General features: G+C 42.6%; 13 protein-coding genes. 10 read left to right on the forward strand and 3 right to left on the reverse strand.

The features are described from left to right. A partial coding sequence (locus RB622_RS29310) for a hypothetical protein (RefSeq protein ID WP_308050389.1) occupies positions 1-959 on the forward strand: 959 nt, incomplete at its 5' end. After that, entirely contained in the window at positions 947-1,558 is a 612-nt protein-coding gene (locus RB622_RS29315) for a hypothetical protein (RefSeq protein ID WP_308050391.1), read from the forward strand. The genes RB622_RS29310 and RB622_RS29315, both read left to right, overlap by 13 nt. 109 nt (positions 1,559-1,667) lie before the next feature. On the opposite strand, the gene RB622_RS29320 is transcribed toward RB622_RS29315, so the two are convergent. Both RB622_RS29320 and RB622_RS29325 read right to left on the reverse strand, forming a co-directional pair. Then, on the reverse strand, positions 1,668-2,909 hold the full coding sequence (locus tag RB622_RS29320; protein WP_308050392.1) for a hypothetical protein: 1,242 nt from the start codon (positions 2,907-2,909) through the stop codon (positions 1,668-1,670). 275 nt (positions 2,910-3,184) lie between these two features. Further along, entirely contained in the window at positions 3,185-3,451 is a 267-nt protein-coding gene (locus tag RB622_RS29325) for a hypothetical protein (RefSeq protein WP_308050393.1), read from the reverse strand. Positions 3,452-4,438: 987 nt separating this feature from the next. On the opposite strand from RB622_RS29325, the gene RB622_RS29330 reads away from it, so the two are divergent. The 8 genes from RB622_RS29330 (at position 4,439) to RB622_RS29365 (ending at position 14,310) form a co-directional block, all read left to right on the forward strand. Beyond that, complete coding sequence (locus RB622_RS29330) at positions 4,439-5,161, forward strand: hypothetical protein (protein WP_308050394.1); 723 nt, start codon at positions 4,439-4,441, stop codon at positions 5,159-5,161. Further along, the gene (locus RB622_RS29335; RefSeq protein WP_308050395.1) at positions 5,154-7,943 is read left to right on the forward strand and encodes a T9SS type A sorting domain-containing protein; all 2,790 of its coding nucleotides are present in this window, start codon (positions 5,154-5,156) and stop codon (positions 7,941-7,943) included. The genes RB622_RS29330 and RB622_RS29335 overlap by 8 nt, the downstream gene beginning before the upstream one ends. Before the next feature lie 26 nt (positions 7,944-7,969). Then, positions 7,970-8,497, forward strand: coding sequence for a DUF6443 domain-containing protein (locus RB622_RS29340; RefSeq protein ID WP_308050396.1), 528 nt, complete (start codon positions 7,970-7,972; stop codon positions 8,495-8,497). A gap of 257 nt (positions 8,498-8,754) precedes the next feature. Continuing rightward, the gene (locus RB622_RS29345; RefSeq protein ID WP_308050397.1) at positions 8,755-11,277 is read left to right on the forward strand and encodes an RHS repeat-associated core domain-containing protein; all 2,523 of its coding nucleotides are present in this window, start codon (positions 8,755-8,757) and stop codon (positions 11,275-11,277) included. 8 nt (positions 11,278-11,285) lie between these two features. Beyond that, entirely contained in the window at positions 11,286-11,636 is a 351-nt protein-coding gene (locus tag RB622_RS29350) for a hypothetical protein (protein WP_308050398.1), read from the forward strand. A 243-nt stretch (positions 11,637-11,879) separates the two neighbouring features. Continuing rightward, positions 11,880-12,344 carry a hypothetical protein gene (locus RB622_RS29355; protein ID WP_308050400.1) on the forward strand — a complete coding sequence of 155 codons (465 nt, stop codon included), beginning with the start codon at positions 11,880-11,882 and terminating at the stop codon, positions 12,342-12,344. Positions 12,345-12,479: 135 nt separating this feature from the next. Beyond that, a complete protein-coding gene (locus RB622_RS29360; protein WP_308050401.1) occupies positions 12,480-12,911 on the forward strand; it encodes a DUF5958 family protein in 432 nt (143 codons plus the stop codon). Positions 12,912-13,863: 952 nt separating this feature from the next. Next, the gene (locus RB622_RS29365; RefSeq protein ID WP_308050402.1) at positions 13,864-14,310 is read left to right on the forward strand and encodes a TIR domain-containing protein; all 447 of its coding nucleotides are present in this window, start codon (positions 13,864-13,866) and stop codon (positions 14,308-14,310) included. Positions 14,311-14,406: 96 nt separating this feature from the next. Here the strand turns inward: RB622_RS29365 and RB622_RS29370 are convergent, their stop codons facing one another. Further along, on the reverse strand, positions 14,407-14,928 hold the full coding sequence (locus tag RB622_RS29370; protein ID WP_308050403.1) for a site-specific integrase: 522 nt from the start codon (positions 14,926-14,928) through the stop codon (positions 14,407-14,409). Positions 14,929-15,615 lie beyond the last annotated feature (687 nt).

Genomic DNA, 15,615 nt, shown 5'->3' on the forward strand with positions numbered 1-15,615 from the left:
TTTCAGGAAAAGTCATTGTTGAAGATGTCAATGGTGAGTTCAAAAAAGGATTTATACTGGATGAAGGCAGGCAGGTCCAGGAATTTATTCCATCTTCTCAATCAGGACGAACCAGTACCCTGGATTGTTATATAATTGCACAATATTATTCCTGCGTTTCCGTACCCAGCATGGGGTTATACGCCGAGTGCCAATGGATGTATAACGACTACTCATGTTACACGTCTGGAAGCGGCGGCGGTGGTGGTGGCTACTCGGCCATTGTAATGGGTGGGTTCAATTCGTATGGAGGTGGAGGTGGAAATTTTCCGAGGCCTTATATAGGAGAATACCCAGACAATTTACATAAAATTTATAAATTCTCCAGTACACTAGATCAGGCTCAGAAGTTTCTGGTCAATGAGATCCTTTTCTTTTACTTAAAAAATTGCTTCAATTCTATTATCTACGCGAATATTGTAGCGGCTGGCCTGAGATTCAATTTCTCTGTTGATCCTGGCATACCTGGAATGGGTGCCTACAATCCAATCAATAATGATTTTAAGTTTAAGGATGATGGAGCAATTGTAAACGATGTATTCACTGAAGAGATTTTCCATGCTTATCAAAATACTTACTATCCGGGTGGAACTGAGCAATATTTAGGGAAGGATACCCCGGGCCGAGTAAACATTGAGTTCGAAGCATGGATTATGAAAGATATTATGGGAACGACTGGTGTTAACTCTTCTACCGGCTGTTGTTTTGCTTCAGATGATCCGGCCTACGCAGCCTGGTTGCGTGATGTTGTAACCGATAGTGGAACTAAATGGCCAACGTGGTCAACACTGCAACCTCAATATTATTATTGGATGGATCGTTTTAGACAAAAATACCCTCAATATAGTTCTCCAATTCGCTATGATATGCCTCCGAATGCATTTTTAACGGCCTTAAACTCGTCGTCATGTCCGAGATAAAAAAAATACAAATGACAGTAATAGCTTTGGGTTTATACCTGATCATGGGGTGCGTGATGTCCAAAGGCCAGGACAGTCGGATAATTGAAGGTAAACTCGAGGGTAAGAATAGTATTTTTTTTTACCAGTTGTTAAATAACACAGCTCTAATCTGGAATAAGAAAAATGAACTATTTAAAGTCCCTATGTATTTTCCAAAAGTCGGGGGCTACCCAGTTATGCCCAATTATCAACTGATACCGATTACCAGTAATGTTGTCGGTGATCCTTTTGCTAGGCGTTTCCCGCCTTATGCATTATACAATGCTCATATGGCTACGTATGATGTTATTAAAAAAATCAACCAGACTGCTATTGTGTCAGGAAAACTGGAAAAGTTTCGTATGGATAGTCTCTCAATTTTTGTAACCTACTATTGCACGCCTGACGGAATTATTCAGGAGGTAGATTTCATGAAAAGTCCTGAAGACGATATTACCGGTCCTGAGTTTGAAATACTCGAGAAAGAAATCAAAACCCGTCTTCAATACGTAACTGAAAGCAACCATTTTAAAGATGGAAATTATATTAAACTAACCTCCGGGTGGAGGTTTTATTAGGTCAATTGAGGTCGTTTGTCAAATCTCACAAAAAACCTAATTAGTATCTGATTAGATTTTTTTTTAAATTTTCAAAAAAAGAGCCGCCTTCACGAGCGGCTCTTTTCTGTTACGACGCCTGTTTTAACTCACCCCAGCTTGTCATTGTCTTCATCAATCTTCTTTCTCGGATCCTTCCGTAATTTTTAAGATGCCTTGTACTTTTTAGGCCCAGGCAAGCGGCCACATCATCTGCGGACATTAACATTTCATTTAAAGCAAGATCACAAAATGTTTTTCTCGCAACCTTAGTTGTGAGTTTCAAGGGAATTCCGGCATACATAGCCACAATCTTTAAAGTTTCATTTCTTTTCTGATTACTTTTAATGGGCAGATTTTCCAGTTTATTATTATAGAGCTTGAGTATTTCCACCGCCGGCTCCAAGAGCTTGACTGAAAACCGTATTTTGGTTTTGTAACGGGAGCCTCTGATAAATAGCGCTCCGTAGAATTCCTCTAAAAGAAAATCTTTTTTAGTGTAATCTACATGATGCATGCCAGTGAAGCAGTTGAAAATAAACGCGTACCGCTCATGGCTGAGCATGGTAGCTGTTTGTTTGGTAATTATTCCTTGATCCACCAGCGCGTGAAAATCAAAATTATAGAGTTTTTCAATCTGTGGAATAGAAAGATGAGTCGTGTCCAGGTTGTCTTCTGAATCATTCTTACCAGGTAGGGTTTCATCAAAACATGATAATTTTGGACTCATACCATTCTTTTTTGCCCATTTGAGCATCTGCTTTGCAAAGCTCGCAATTTTTCTTGCCATGCGTTGGCCAGTTCGTCCGTCATCAATCATAAAGTTAAAAAGGTCTGTAAAAAATGTAGGCGGTATTTGGATAGGCTTGACAAGCTTTTGAGTAGCACAGAAATCCAGTATGTGACGAGCATAATTCTCATTAACATCGTAAGTACTTTGCGTGATGATGTTCTTTGCGACTTCCTTTTCTCGATGAGCAAAGTAACCTTTGGAAATTTCAGCCATCGTATAGATAAATTTCTTTTTACTCAGATAATATTCTTTAACCGTCGCCGGTGATACGAAATCATATTTCGTCGATAGAATATCAAACAAACGAGATAGGTTTGTTGATATAGCATGGAGAGCTTTATTAAAATTTGTAGATCTTAAATTACTTCCAAGCACAATCTGATCGGCAGAATTCCAAGCACTTTTCTTACAAGAAACCGGTGTTGCTCCGATCTCAATTGATTGCGTATCAATTTTAATTCGGCATTGAATTGTGCCAAATGGATCGTTTTCGTTTTTGCTGGTAGCTTCTGATTGTCTAAACCAGAATAGAATTTTCATAGAGGGCAGTTGAGAAATCACAGTTTTTATTAGGAGAGTTTGGTTTTCGGCGAAAATGCCGTAATCGGCCAATTTTAGCCGAAACTAATCCGTAACCTGAATAAAAATCGTAGTCAATTTGACATAAAACCAAAACAACCACATAGTTATCTATGTGGTTGCAAGTGCAATTTCGGTCTAAAATAAGCCATTTGTAGAGAGGAAGAGAATATACCATATATCCAATACACGCCCCTATCACACAATTAGTTACCAATTTCATACCTTGTCCCGTACTATTTGTCATCATTTTGTCCCGCTATTTGTCCCAAATTTTCTTGTCTTTTATACATATCGACCATCTCCCTCAATAGCGAAATTTGTTCCTTCTGACTTTTATTTTCTACTTCCAAAACCATTAACCTGGTATCATTTTGAACGGCAGCAGCCACCAGTTTTACGGCACCATTGTCCGTAATCGATGATTTTTTATCTACCCATAAATAACTATTGAAAAAATAAGTCAGCGGTACATTGTACGCAGTACTTATTTTTTTTAGCAACGCTGTGTTGACATCCTCCTTTTTAAAATCGGTTGTGCGTTGTTTGGGCCGCGCCCATTATCTGGGCTCTTAAGAGTTGGTCGTCAGCGTCAGTTTATCGGCTTCGACTATCGAATATGTTGCGCAGCCCTGCTCTCCGCACGTCAGGCAGTTGCTCACAAGATTCGCCAACTGCCTTCCCATATCCCCCCGGCGGCCACTCCGCAGCACTAAGGTGCTGCTCCGTTCCTGCCCCCCAGGGGGCATGCCGCCGGGGCCGAGTTTTGGCTTCGAAAAGTATATCAGGAGTTTGGAGTTCTATCGGCCCTCTGGGCCGGTTGCTATCTCGATTCTATAGCTATCTGAAATGTTCCGGAAAATTGATGTCAGTGGGGCAGCTTTTTTCTTTTGCAGGTTTTAAAAAAAACCTGCAAAAGAAAAAAGCTGCGGTTAGTTATTCCTGGCCTCACTACACCATCCTGACTCTCCATTTCCCCATTTCTTCCAAATATTTAGTTCTTCGGCAATTGATTCAACTACCCTGTCGTGAACTAGAATTATTTTCAGTAAGAATGGGACATCATAATTATTTGGACCCTCCCCTGAGATTCAGGGGAATGTTTTTTTCCCGGCCAAGAAAATTAGTCTCGTATGAAGTATGGCGCTTTCAGATGAACATTCATTATCCATATCTTATTGAACTCCAGATTTATTAGATGAAATATTTACCGTTAAATAAGTTTTCGTTTGCCGTTCGATAAGTCTTTTTAAGTTTGCATCAAGTTACTTTCGTAATAAACATTCTACTTTCTAACACTAACTACTTCATGAAGACACACTATAATTTTCATTTTAGGAAATTGGCATTTCAAGAAGACTTTCTAGAACACTAGCATCACCTTTCCGACAACGAAATGTAAAAGCTTTTAACCATCCCTTATCCAGATGGATGTCTATTTCTGCGTCCACTCCTTAAATTATCATGTTCATTTAATCTCAATTTGTTTTATGAAACACAGGATACCCTCTTTAATTTTATTGATCTTTTGCGGAATTCACCCTCTTTTTGCCCAAAAACCCAGAAAGGACAGTACTATCGTTACCGCTGTCGAGGCGGGCTTAGCCGCCGATGGTACCAAATTTGCACCGAACGTAACGCCACCCTCCCCTCAGGCTGTTGGTTTTCAGCGCTATGGAGATTTTCCTGTCGGGCATACCACCGGAGTCCCTGACATCAACATTCCGATCTACACCATCAACACCGGAAAGCTCAAACTGCCTATCAATATCTCCTACCATGCAGGCGGATTTAAACCTCGTGACAACAGCGGCCCCGTGGGGCTAGGCTGGTCAATCAGTACAGCAGGCTGGCGTATATCCCGTACGGTTGTAGCTGACCCCGACGAGCTTGCTGCAACACCAAGCCCCGTTATGAGTGGCAGCTCTTTGGGCGGAACAACGATCGAACCGATGGATGCTGACAAACGGCTTTACCAGTTGCAACTCTTTGCCAATGAAAATGCTTCGGGGACTGACATGCAACCTGATATTTTCAATTATGGTTTCCCTTCCGGTGGGGGAAAGTTCCTGTTAAAAAACCTGTTTGACGGATCAGGCGCCTACACAGGCTCCAATACTCCCATTACGGTACCCTACCGACCGATCAAGATCACTTCCAACAGCGCGACATTCAATTCCGTTTTCAATTATTTTCAGATTGTCGATGGATAATGTCGATGTAAGCGAAACGACCTATCCAAACCAGCATGATGCCGGACGGTCCTTTAAAACCAGCTGGCTTTTGACCGATATCATTTCGCAGGGTGGAAAAGAGCATATCAAATTAAAATATAAAACGGGTATTTACCACACCAGTAGCAGCCGTACTGATGTGGGTAGCATTAAAAGTACTGACATTATGGGCCTACAAACCATCCCCAATTCAGTGACATACGACCCCACCAGTACGGGTTATTCGCACATTTCCGTTTCACAGGGTATCACCACATCGACACACTATGTAGCACTGATCGAGTCCATCGAATTTAACAATGGCAAGGTGCTGTTTGGATACGAAACATCCGGATCTATGCCTGCCGTTTACGATGGCTACAAACTAAAAAATGTGGAGGTCTACAACAGCGACAACAAACTCATACAAAAGCATTCCTTCACCCAGGCCAATTATACCGGCGATACCAAACGTTATAAATTAACCAGGTTAGAACGCTTTGGCTTACCTGCCGGTACGGCCAACGAAACACATAGTTTTGATTACACCGAACCACCAACGCCCGCACCCAATAACCCGGTTGATTTAAAAGGCATAGACTATTGGGGATTTTATAATGAAAAAAACACCAATGGAACCCTGGTACCCGGCTTTTACAAGATCCAGGCATTTGCCCCTGGCGGCGCATTTACTTATTACAGCACGGGCAGCGCTGATAGAACGGCAAACCCCGTCCCGACCAACTACTATGTAATCCGCAAGATCACATTCCCAACAGGAGGAACCACAGAGTTTGAGTTTGAAGGCAATAAAGCCAATTGGGCCTTTGTCGCAACCAATGCAGGGGGGCTACGCGTAGCACGGATCATCAATACCGTGGAAGGCGTACAGGAAATCAAGACCTATGAATATGGAGGTGATGGATGCACCGGGTGTGGATCCATCAGGCTCAATCCCTTCCAGCTTGAAAGCTTCTTTACCATGGGTTATACGCATAAAGAAATAATACTCACTGCTGGCTGCGTTCCTGAAAACAATTACCTGATTAAGGTCTCATCCGATATCGTGGATGGCTCGTCTTATTTTGAAACCAGCCCCGTGCTGTATTCTACGGTTACTGAGCATATTGGTAGCGGCACCACCGCCAACCAAGGCAAAACAATATACACTTTCGATCAACCCAGCCTTGTCTTTGCCGACACACCCTATGCCCGTTATCTTTCTACGGTCGACTACTGGAAAGGATCTAACCTGAAAGAAAAAGAAACCTTTGCGTACGGGGCGGGTAGCTATGCAACCATCCGAAAGGAAACTTTCAATTATAATAAAGTACTACGTGATACACTCCCTTCCCAATATATAGAACCATTTGCCATTGACGCAGATAGCGGAGATCCATCCTTTGCTTACCAAGTCTGCGGCCATGGCCAGAATGCATTCAGGATTTTTGATTACAAAATTACCACGGGTGTGGTGCAGCTCAGCGATAAAACGATTGTCAGTGACGGTGTAACGACAACCGAAACGTATCAGTATCCGGCCAATTACAATGTGCCCAGCCTGAGCACCTTCATCAACAGTGAAGGGCAAAGTTTTGAAACCACTTATACCTATCCTTTCGATGTACCGGCCTATTCAGCCATGGTGACGGCCAATATCGTAAACCCGGTGGTTACCCAGACTGTCAAAGAAGGAACGATGGCCAGGCTGACCAAGACCGATTTTGGTTGCGCGTCCGGAAGCTGGGGCACGTCTAGTCCATGCATTTATGTCCCCACCCAGGTGAGTACACAGCGGATTGCCGGTGGTATATCAGGCACGCTCTATCCGGAAATCGCTTTTAACAGCTACAATGACAGGGGATATCCCACGCAGTACACGGAAAGAAACGGCGTAAGTACAATCCTGGACTGGTCTTCCGCTGCGGGCAGCATCAACCAGCTCGCTTCGATGACAACGGGTGTAGGATCTGCCTTAGCGCAAACATCATCCTGGACCTATGAACCGTTGGTTGGCTCCAAAACTACGACCGGTCCTGACGGAAAAGTTCTTTATTACGAATATGACGCTTTCAACAGGCTAAAAAACATCCGTAATGATGGCGCAAGCGGTGGCATTCGAAACGCTTACTGTTACAATTACTACGGCCAAACCTTGTCCGAATGCTCGGCAATTACAGTAACCGGCACAGTTTCACCTGAAAACATTGCCCTGATCCCGGAAATAAACGACGGTCCGCTACCGGTAACACTCCTGAATTTTACAGCGACACGTGAAGGTTCATCAGGACCTGCGTCCGTGGCTCTTTTGAGCTGGAGTACGACAGCGGAAACCAACAGCGAACGTTTTGATATTGAACGGGGACAAGATGGCAAGACCTGGTCAAAGTTGGGAAGCGTTAGCGCTTCTGGTGAAAGTAGCTCCATGAAACATTATGATTTCAGGGACCGCTTTCCAATACACGGTCAAAACCTGTACCGACTTAAAATGGTAGACCTGGATGGTACTTATGCATACAGCCGCATTCAAAGCCTGCGCTTTGATGGCAGCGTAGCCGTTTACCCAAATCCGCTCGTGATGGGAGATAAACTACACCTGGATACCAGTGTTTCCGGCCCGGTCAAAAATGTACGCATTTACGACATTCAGGGCAAACTGGTTTTCTCGGGTGAGCCGGTAGGCAACACCATTCAGACCAATAGTCTTTCCGTAGGGGTGTACATGGTTCATCTCATCGAAGCCAATGGTATGGCTACCATCCACAGGGTTATCAAACAGTAACGGTCTTTTCCTAATCAACAGATCCTATGAAACGCCTTATATATTTATTTCTTCTTTTAACGGTAACGGTCTGCCAGGCCCAGACAACATCCAGGAATTTTATCCTTTCCCGCACCTTCAAACAGACCGGTGCTGCCGTAAACAATGTTAGCCAGGTGCAGATACAGGTACAGTATCTGGATGGACTTGGAAGACCACTTCAAACTGTGGGCGTAGGCCAAAGTCCTTCCGGAAAAGATTTGGTGGTGCATCAGCAGTACGATGCTTATGGCCGGGCTGCGAAACAGTTCCTACCATACGCTACCAGTACGAATGGGGCATTTCAGGCAAGCAGTCTGGCCGCTGGTTTTTACACGGCCAACTCCCCTTCATTGGAATCAACCGACTTGGGTCGTCCATTCACCGAAACCACCTTTGAACGTTCCCCACTCAACCGTCCCACCGCACAGCTTGCCCCGGCAATAAAAGCGCAGGTTCTTCCATCAGCTACGGCTCCAATGGCGGCACAGAAGTTAAACGGTATGACTATGCGGCCAATGCCAATATCCTTTTAACGGTAACAGCAAACGGAAACTATCCGGCCGGAAAACTAAGCCGTATACAGACAACCGATGAAAACGGGAAAACCCATATTGAATTCACCGATACGCAAGGCCGGGTAATTTGCAAGAAAGAGGGAAGCGAAGCCCTGGCTACCTATTATGTCTATGATGATTTCAGCCAACTCCGTGCTGTATTACAGCCCAAATATGAAGATGAAGCAAGTACATCCAATTATGCGTTTCTCTATCAGTACGATGATCGCGGAAGGGTGACCGCGAAAAAGATGCCCGGAGCAGGTGTCGTCAATATGGTGTATGACATTTTTGACCGGCTGGCACTTTCCCAGGATGCAAACCAGCTTGCTCGCGGTGTGTGGGCTTTTACAAAATATGACGCGTTAAATCGTCCGGTCATCACAGGTGAATTGCCGTCCGCTTCCAGTCGGGAAGTATGGCAAGCCACGTCCAACACAATTACCACACACCATGAAGAAAAAATAGGTTCGGGTATCGGTTATACATTCACCTATACTTTACCAAACGGAACGCACAATATCGAGGAAACCCATGTATTGAATGTTTCGTATTTTGACGATTACAGCTTCCCCAAACCAACCAGCCTGAACTACGTTGATACCTACACCATATCAGCCCGTACCAGCGTTAAAGGCCAGGCCACGGGATCTCGCACGAAGATGTTAAATGCCGGTGCGCAATGGCTGGTTAGTGCTGTTTATTACGACACAGAATACCGCACGATCCAGACTGCATCTGAACTTTATGATCTGGGCGGAGCAGTTCAAAGGGTTTCCAACAAATACAAATATGACCTGGCCGCCATCATTGCAGAAGAAAAAACAGAACAACTGCTGCCTTCATCGACCAGCACCCATCTGAAAACCTTTGAATACGACCATGCAGACAGACTGCTCAGTGTCAGGGAGAAGGTGACTATTGGCAGTATGCCTGCAAAGGAAGTAACAACCCTGGGCCAGCGCTATAATGAGCTGGGGCAAATACTGCAAAAAGGACAGCATTCCAGTGATGGCGTCAACTTCCAGCGCCGCACCAGCTACACCCACAACATCCGTGGATGGCTGACCGATGCGAGAACGGCTTACTGGAAAAGGAAATCCAACCCCGCAGATTCCTCCTTTTTCACTTATAAAATCGCTTACGCCAATGGTGCCACCTATACCAATGGCAATATCAGCGAGATCCAGTGGAGTGGTAAAGCACAAACCAATTTTACAAAAGGCCTTTCATTTACCTATGACGGTGTAAACCGCCTCACGGGTTCTTCCGGCCTCCATGGTTATTCCGATACTGAAAGCGGGATCGACTATGACAAAAACGGGAATCTGCTTTCGCTGAACCGCGCCGGGTTTGCGGTGGACAACCTCACATACCAGTATGACGGAACTGGCAACCGCATGTCCTCCGTAACCAATACCGGGGCCAATGGCAAGGGTGTCAAAAATGGTGCTAGCGGCTACGCCTACGATGCCAATGGCAACATGACCAGTGATGGCAACAGAGGGGCAACGCTTAGTTATAACTATTTGAACCTACCCACAAGCGTTGTGGTTGGCGGCAAAACCCTGGCCTACGATTATGATGCAGCCGGAACAAAACACAAATATGTTGCCGATACACTTACGTTGAAATACGCCGGTGCCTTTGAATACCGGGAGGTAAGTTCGACTAACAAGTTCAGCAGGCTGTCTATTTCTGATGGCCAGGCCGTGATCAGAAAAGACACATTGCGTTTCGATTTTTTTGTCAAAGACCACTTGGGGAATGTCCGTGTTGTTTTTGATGAACAGAGAAGGACTTTACAACAAACTGACTATTATCCGAACGGTCTAGCCGTCCCGCGTGATGGAACTTTACCAGAAAATGCGAGAAACGGTTTCAATCGTTATCTTTATAACGAAAAAGAGTTGCAAATTGGCAGCGGGTACCTGGACTACGGCGCACGGATGTACATGCCCGAGATCGGCCGTTGGGGCGTGGTCGACCCGCTCAGTGAAGTTGCAGCAGGGCTATCACCCTTTATGTACGCAAATGGGAACCCGGTCCTGATGATTGACCCGGACGGGATGCGTACAACCTACAACTGGAAGACAAGTCGGTATGAAAATAGTCACGGAGGAAACGTTGAATTTGATCAGGTAAAAAAGGAATATGGGATTGGAGAAAGTAGTGGATGTCCACCCAACTGCCCTCAGAGCGTTGCAAGGGTCGATGCGACTAGTCGGACTCAGAACAGTGTTACGCCCCAAATAGCAGGAGGCGTAAACTTGCCACAACAGGAACAGTCGATTCTTTACAATGCAGATGCAAAATACCAGAACGGAACACAATTTTCCGAATATGAAAAGGCGGTTCACACTGGTATTGATATTGCCAGTATGGCGCAGATTGGGGGACTTATAAAAAATGTAAAAGCTTGGCTTTCGACCTCAAAGACAAGTGGGAACGCATTTCGATACATGACGGAAGGAGAACTGAAAGCCATCCAAGAGACAGGATTACTAAGAGGCGGAAGACCCGGAGAAACTTTTTTCACAAAAGACTCATATAAGTCTGCATTAAAAGTTCAACAACGATTGGCATTACCTAGTACACCCACACATCGAGTTGAATTCAAAATCTTAAATAATCCTAGTTTAATCCGCAATGGAACAAAAGTAGAACCTGCTTTTGGAATGCCTGGAAAAGGTGCTGAATTTTTGACAACAGATCTTGTAAAAGTGCGATTAATTAATTGGCAACCATTAGGCCGTTAAATTGTATAATGATGACAAAGTATAAAATAATAGTAAGCGATCCTTGGGACTTCGAAGACGCTACTGGTTCAAATCTTATAATTGGAGAAATTGTAAAAGTTCTTTCTCCCTCGTTGGTAATTTTCAAATCGGACCATTTACTAAGCTTTGGAGGCCAAACAGGAAAAATATTAATTTTAAAACCAAGATATGAAAAGCAAGCGCTTACAATAGAAAATAATTATGAGGGTACTGTCGGAGGGGCAGTATTCTTATTGGATGATTTTGAAAACAATGATGAAAACTTTTTAGAAGACAATAGTAAATATGTGCTAATTGGGAGTTTAGAAAAAGTAATCACAACCCCTCCAATTAAATAGAATATTCTATATTTAATCTGAAGGGTTACTTTAATCTAGCTGGGTAAAATAACAAAACCACCGATTTAGGTGGCTTTGTTATTTGGAATATCGGTCAACAGTTTCACCGAATTTTCCTGTTAAGCAAAAACCAGATGCGTAATTCTAACGGGATTATCTTTTAGCCGATGTAAAATTTAATGCGTAGATGTGAATGAGATTAGAGAAGAGCAATTGTCAGAGCTAAACTTATTATAAAAACCTATGGCACTTTGGCAATATAATTTTTTTATTCTTCCCCTTAGTAGCTACGATAAATTCTGGCGACAGGAAAAATTGAAAGTTGATAAGGATTCTTTGTTCGATGACTCTGTATTTTGGAAAAACACAGGTATTCGCTCAGATTTTTTCTCTGAAATAGAAGAAATACTTTCGAGATCAAAATCATGGAGTAAGGATCTTTTGATTTACGGAAACGTTGAATCAAATGTATTCGAGATATTTATTGAAGCAGACCTTGTCGCATCCGTTTCATTCAGAATTGATTTAACTAGTCAATACAGACATATCTTGGACTACTTAATCAATTTTATGATTTTAAAAGGTTTGGTGATTGTTGGAGAAGATCTCGAATCAATACCTCTAAATTCAGAACAGATAAAAGCCAAGATGTTAACGTCATCGCAGTTCTTGAAATATAAAAGGTTATCCAAAAACGAAATTGAATAAGAAAACTTAAAAGCAGGCTCCGATTTAGGAGCCTGTTCTGTTATATCGCATATTGTGCTGAGCGGATGACAAGATATCTTCAAAGGTACTGTCGATCCAACGAAACCATTTATTACAATTTTTCCAAAATAACATATGGTATTGCAAGATGAGATACTGTTAAATAAGTTTGGTCAAGGTTTGGCCAGCTATGAAGTTTTGCTTGATAAATTTCAGTCGTTTGACTTGGATGACAGAAACAAATTTTTAAATGAATTGCTCTTTTTGGTCTTACAATCAAAACCCAACGATGACGACGTTGGTGCTGCAATAAGTGAAAGTGGGCTAAAACCAACATTTACGCCCTGCGTTCTTTTGCGCAAGGGGGTCGCTTATCATAATTTGAAAAAGATTGTGGAGCTGCCGGTTGGGGAGCAGGAAAAGGTTCTGAAATTGTTTTTAAGCTTATTCAAAGTTTCTTATCAGCGAAGGTTCCAACTGGAAAAGAACGATCCTCATAAATGGTGGTATTGGGATCTATCTAAAGACGAAAACATCAAAAAGGTTATAGAAACGGCTAAATCCTGAATGTGATCTGTACGATAAAAACCTTAATATGAAATACTGAACATAAAAATCCTTCACGCCCCGGACAACAATGCTCGGGGCGTGAAGGATTTTTATGGTAAATCAGCAGGCTGTCTATTTCTGACGGCCAGGCCGTAATCAGAAAAGATACCTTAAGTTTTGATTATTTTGTCAAGGATCACCTGGGGAATGTCCGCGTTGTTTTTGATGAGCAAAGAAGAACTTTACAACAAACCGATTATTATCCCAACGGTCTAGCCGTCCCGCGTGATGAAACTTTACCAGAAAATGCGAGAAACGGTTTCAATCGTTATCTTTATAACGAAAAAGAGTTGCAAATTGACAGCGGGTACCTGGACTACGGCGCACGGATGTACATGCCCGAGATCGGCCGCTGGGGTCTGAAGGTGAATATTTACCCAAAAAAGCGAAGTTAGAAAAACATATATAAAGTCGCTTCGCGTAGCGGACAAACATGATTATATTTTGTAGCAAAATTTTGTAAGATCCTAAATCAAAAGAGACGGCATGTACAATTTATTGGTATCTGCAAGTAATGAGGCTTGGAATGGTGAACCATATGAGATTGAATTATCTCGCTGTATCCGAGAGTATACTGACCAAGAAATCACTGACGAATTGGGTAAACTTGATAATAAATCTATTGCAACACTGCAACGTCTTCCTTGTATTTTCGCTCACGAATCCTCGTGCAAGAAACCGCCTAAATTTGGGTTAATCACAAAGATTACAAGACGTCAAAAACTTGTTCGGATTGAATATGAGATAAAAAGGTTGAACCCTTTCTGTCTTTTATTGATTTGGAAAATCTCAAATTTGAATTAGATATTAGACTTGGGAATTAAATAGAAGTCATTGGGCGGTCAAGAATGTAAACCTGATAAAAGAACTAAAGGAAAAAAATATTGATTTGCCTACGTGGGGAAATGAAATGTCCAAAACCGTAGATATAACAAATCATGTATTTGATGTTGGCCTATCATTCCCTGGTGAAGCACGAACTGTGGTCGAACCTATCGCTATCAGGCTTGAAGCTGACTTAGGCCCTCAAACATATTTCTATGACAATAATTATGTGGCCCAACTCGCCAGACCATCCCTCCATTTACTCCTTCAAGATATTTATCGAAATAGATCAAAATTAATTGTGGTATTTCTTTCCGGAGATTATCAGAGAAAAGAGTGGTGCGGTATTGAATTTAGAGCCATTAACGAAATACTGATGAAAAGGAAACATGATCGCATCATGTTTGTAAAAATAGACGATGGTCAAGTTGAAGGAGTTTTTAAAACTGATGGCTATGTTGACGGGCTGAAATATTCGCCGGATCAAATTGCAAAATTTATTATGGAGAGGGTATCATTATTAAGCAACTAATTCAAAAGCCTACCTTCAACATCCGTGTAGGTAGGCTTTTATTTTCATGCAATTCAAAGTGCTCAACTCGAAAGAATAAGTCCGGCCCCCTTGTTCTCACCAATTATAATTTTCAATATTCGGATCAGTCCTTAAACCCAGCGATTTCAGGTAAATATCCGTCATCTGCACAGTACTGTGACGTAGCATCTGTTGCAACTGCTTTATGCCCACACCAGACAAATACGCATTGACCGCGCCCGTATGTTTCCACGAATAAAGTGTGTAGTTTTTATTGTCAAGCTTCAACACTTTTAACACTTTCTCATGCCTTCTAAAAGCGACTTGTTTAGCTGAAACTTCTTTGCCCGGAATTAACCCCTTTCCAAATAAATATAAAAATTGGTTCTGTTTCGAAAGTTCTAACTTACTAATGACGGCCAGCAACGCCGATATAATAGGAACAGTTTCTGTCTTGCCATTCTTTGAAACTGCACCACGTACCAGTATATATTTTTGGTTAAACCTGACATCCTGTATTTCAATAGCGCGCAACTCCCCGGGGCGGATGAAGGCATAATATATAAAACGGGTAAATGCATAAAGCTCCGGTTCGTGGACCGCCATATACTTTTCCACCTTTTCGCGATCAATGTCACTGAAAGCAATGTTCTTCCTAGTTGCTTCCTGTTTATTTTTTTCAACTTGAAAGGATTCTCTGGTACGTCAACGCGATTTTTTAAGTGGGAATAAACCGTCGCCAGATGCATAAGCGTATTATTGGCCGTTCGGGCAGAATTCCCCGTAGTAGTAAGCAAATGATCACGAAACAGAATCGAATCTTTGTCCGTGAAGCTGTAAATTGATAACGTTTGCTGATTAGCAAACTCTTTTAATTTATTGATTGCGGATTGGTAAGTAATTACCGTTTTTGGCCGCATAGTTGAAGAGATAACTTCAAGTACTTTTGTAAGCGAAAGCACGATATCGTTATCTGATTCAGCAACAATATTTGTTCTGATGTCAACCGAAGCTTTTTTGAAGTAGTACCCCTGCTCCAAGATTTGATTAGTATCGGCGATAATTTTGTTGGCCTCATGGACACGGGCCTTTTTCGTCTGGAAAGACATCGGAATTTTTATACGCTTCCGAATGAGGTCATCACTGGCTTCATCCCAGGCATAATACTCAACATACCACTCCTTAGGGATCAAGCTGAAAAGTTGGGGGGAATGAAATAAATTATTTGCTTTGTAGCCCGAACCAATCCCGTTTGCGTGTTGAACGAATCTTATCAAGCCTTAGTCCGTATCCTTTTGCCAGAAG

The sequence above is a fragment of the Dyadobacter sp. LHD-138 genome (assembly GCF_030929615.1).
In the GTDB taxonomy this organism is placed as follows: domain Bacteria; phylum Bacteroidota; class Bacteroidia; order Cytophagales; family Spirosomataceae; genus Dyadobacter.

What these genes read in the sequence shown, in the direction of transcription:
- RB622_RS29315 (WP_308050391.1), top strand. Translation starts at nt 947, where the DNA reads ATGTCCGAGATAAAAAAAATACAAATGACAGTAATAGCTTTGGGTTTA.
- RB622_RS29320 (WP_308050392.1), bottom strand. Translation starts at nt 2,909, where the DNA reads ATGAAAATTCTATTCTGGTTTAGACAATCAGAAGCTACCAGCAAAAAC.
- RB622_RS29330 (WP_308050394.1), top strand. Translation starts at nt 4,439, where the DNA reads ATGAAACACAGGATACCCTCTTTAATTTTATTGATCTTTTGCGGAATT.
- RB622_RS29335 (WP_308050395.1), top strand. Translation starts at nt 5,154, where the DNA reads ATGGATAATGTCGATGTAAGCGAAACGACCTATCCAAACCAGCATGAT.
- RB622_RS29340 (WP_308050396.1), top strand. Translation starts at nt 7,970, where the DNA reads ATGAAACGCCTTATATATTTATTTCTTCTTTTAACGGTAACGGTCTGC.
- RB622_RS29350 (WP_308050398.1), top strand. Translation starts at nt 11,286, where the DNA reads ATGATGACAAAGTATAAAATAATAGTAAGCGATCCTTGGGACTTCGAA.
- RB622_RS29355 (WP_308050400.1), top strand. Translation starts at nt 11,880, where the DNA reads ATGGCACTTTGGCAATATAATTTTTTTATTCTTCCCCTTAGTAGCTAC.
- RB622_RS29360 (WP_308050401.1), top strand. Translation starts at nt 12,480, where the DNA reads ATGGTATTGCAAGATGAGATACTGTTAAATAAGTTTGGTCAAGGTTTG.
- RB622_RS29365 (WP_308050402.1), top strand. Translation starts at nt 13,864, where the DNA reads ATGTCCAAAACCGTAGATATAACAAATCATGTATTTGATGTTGGCCTA.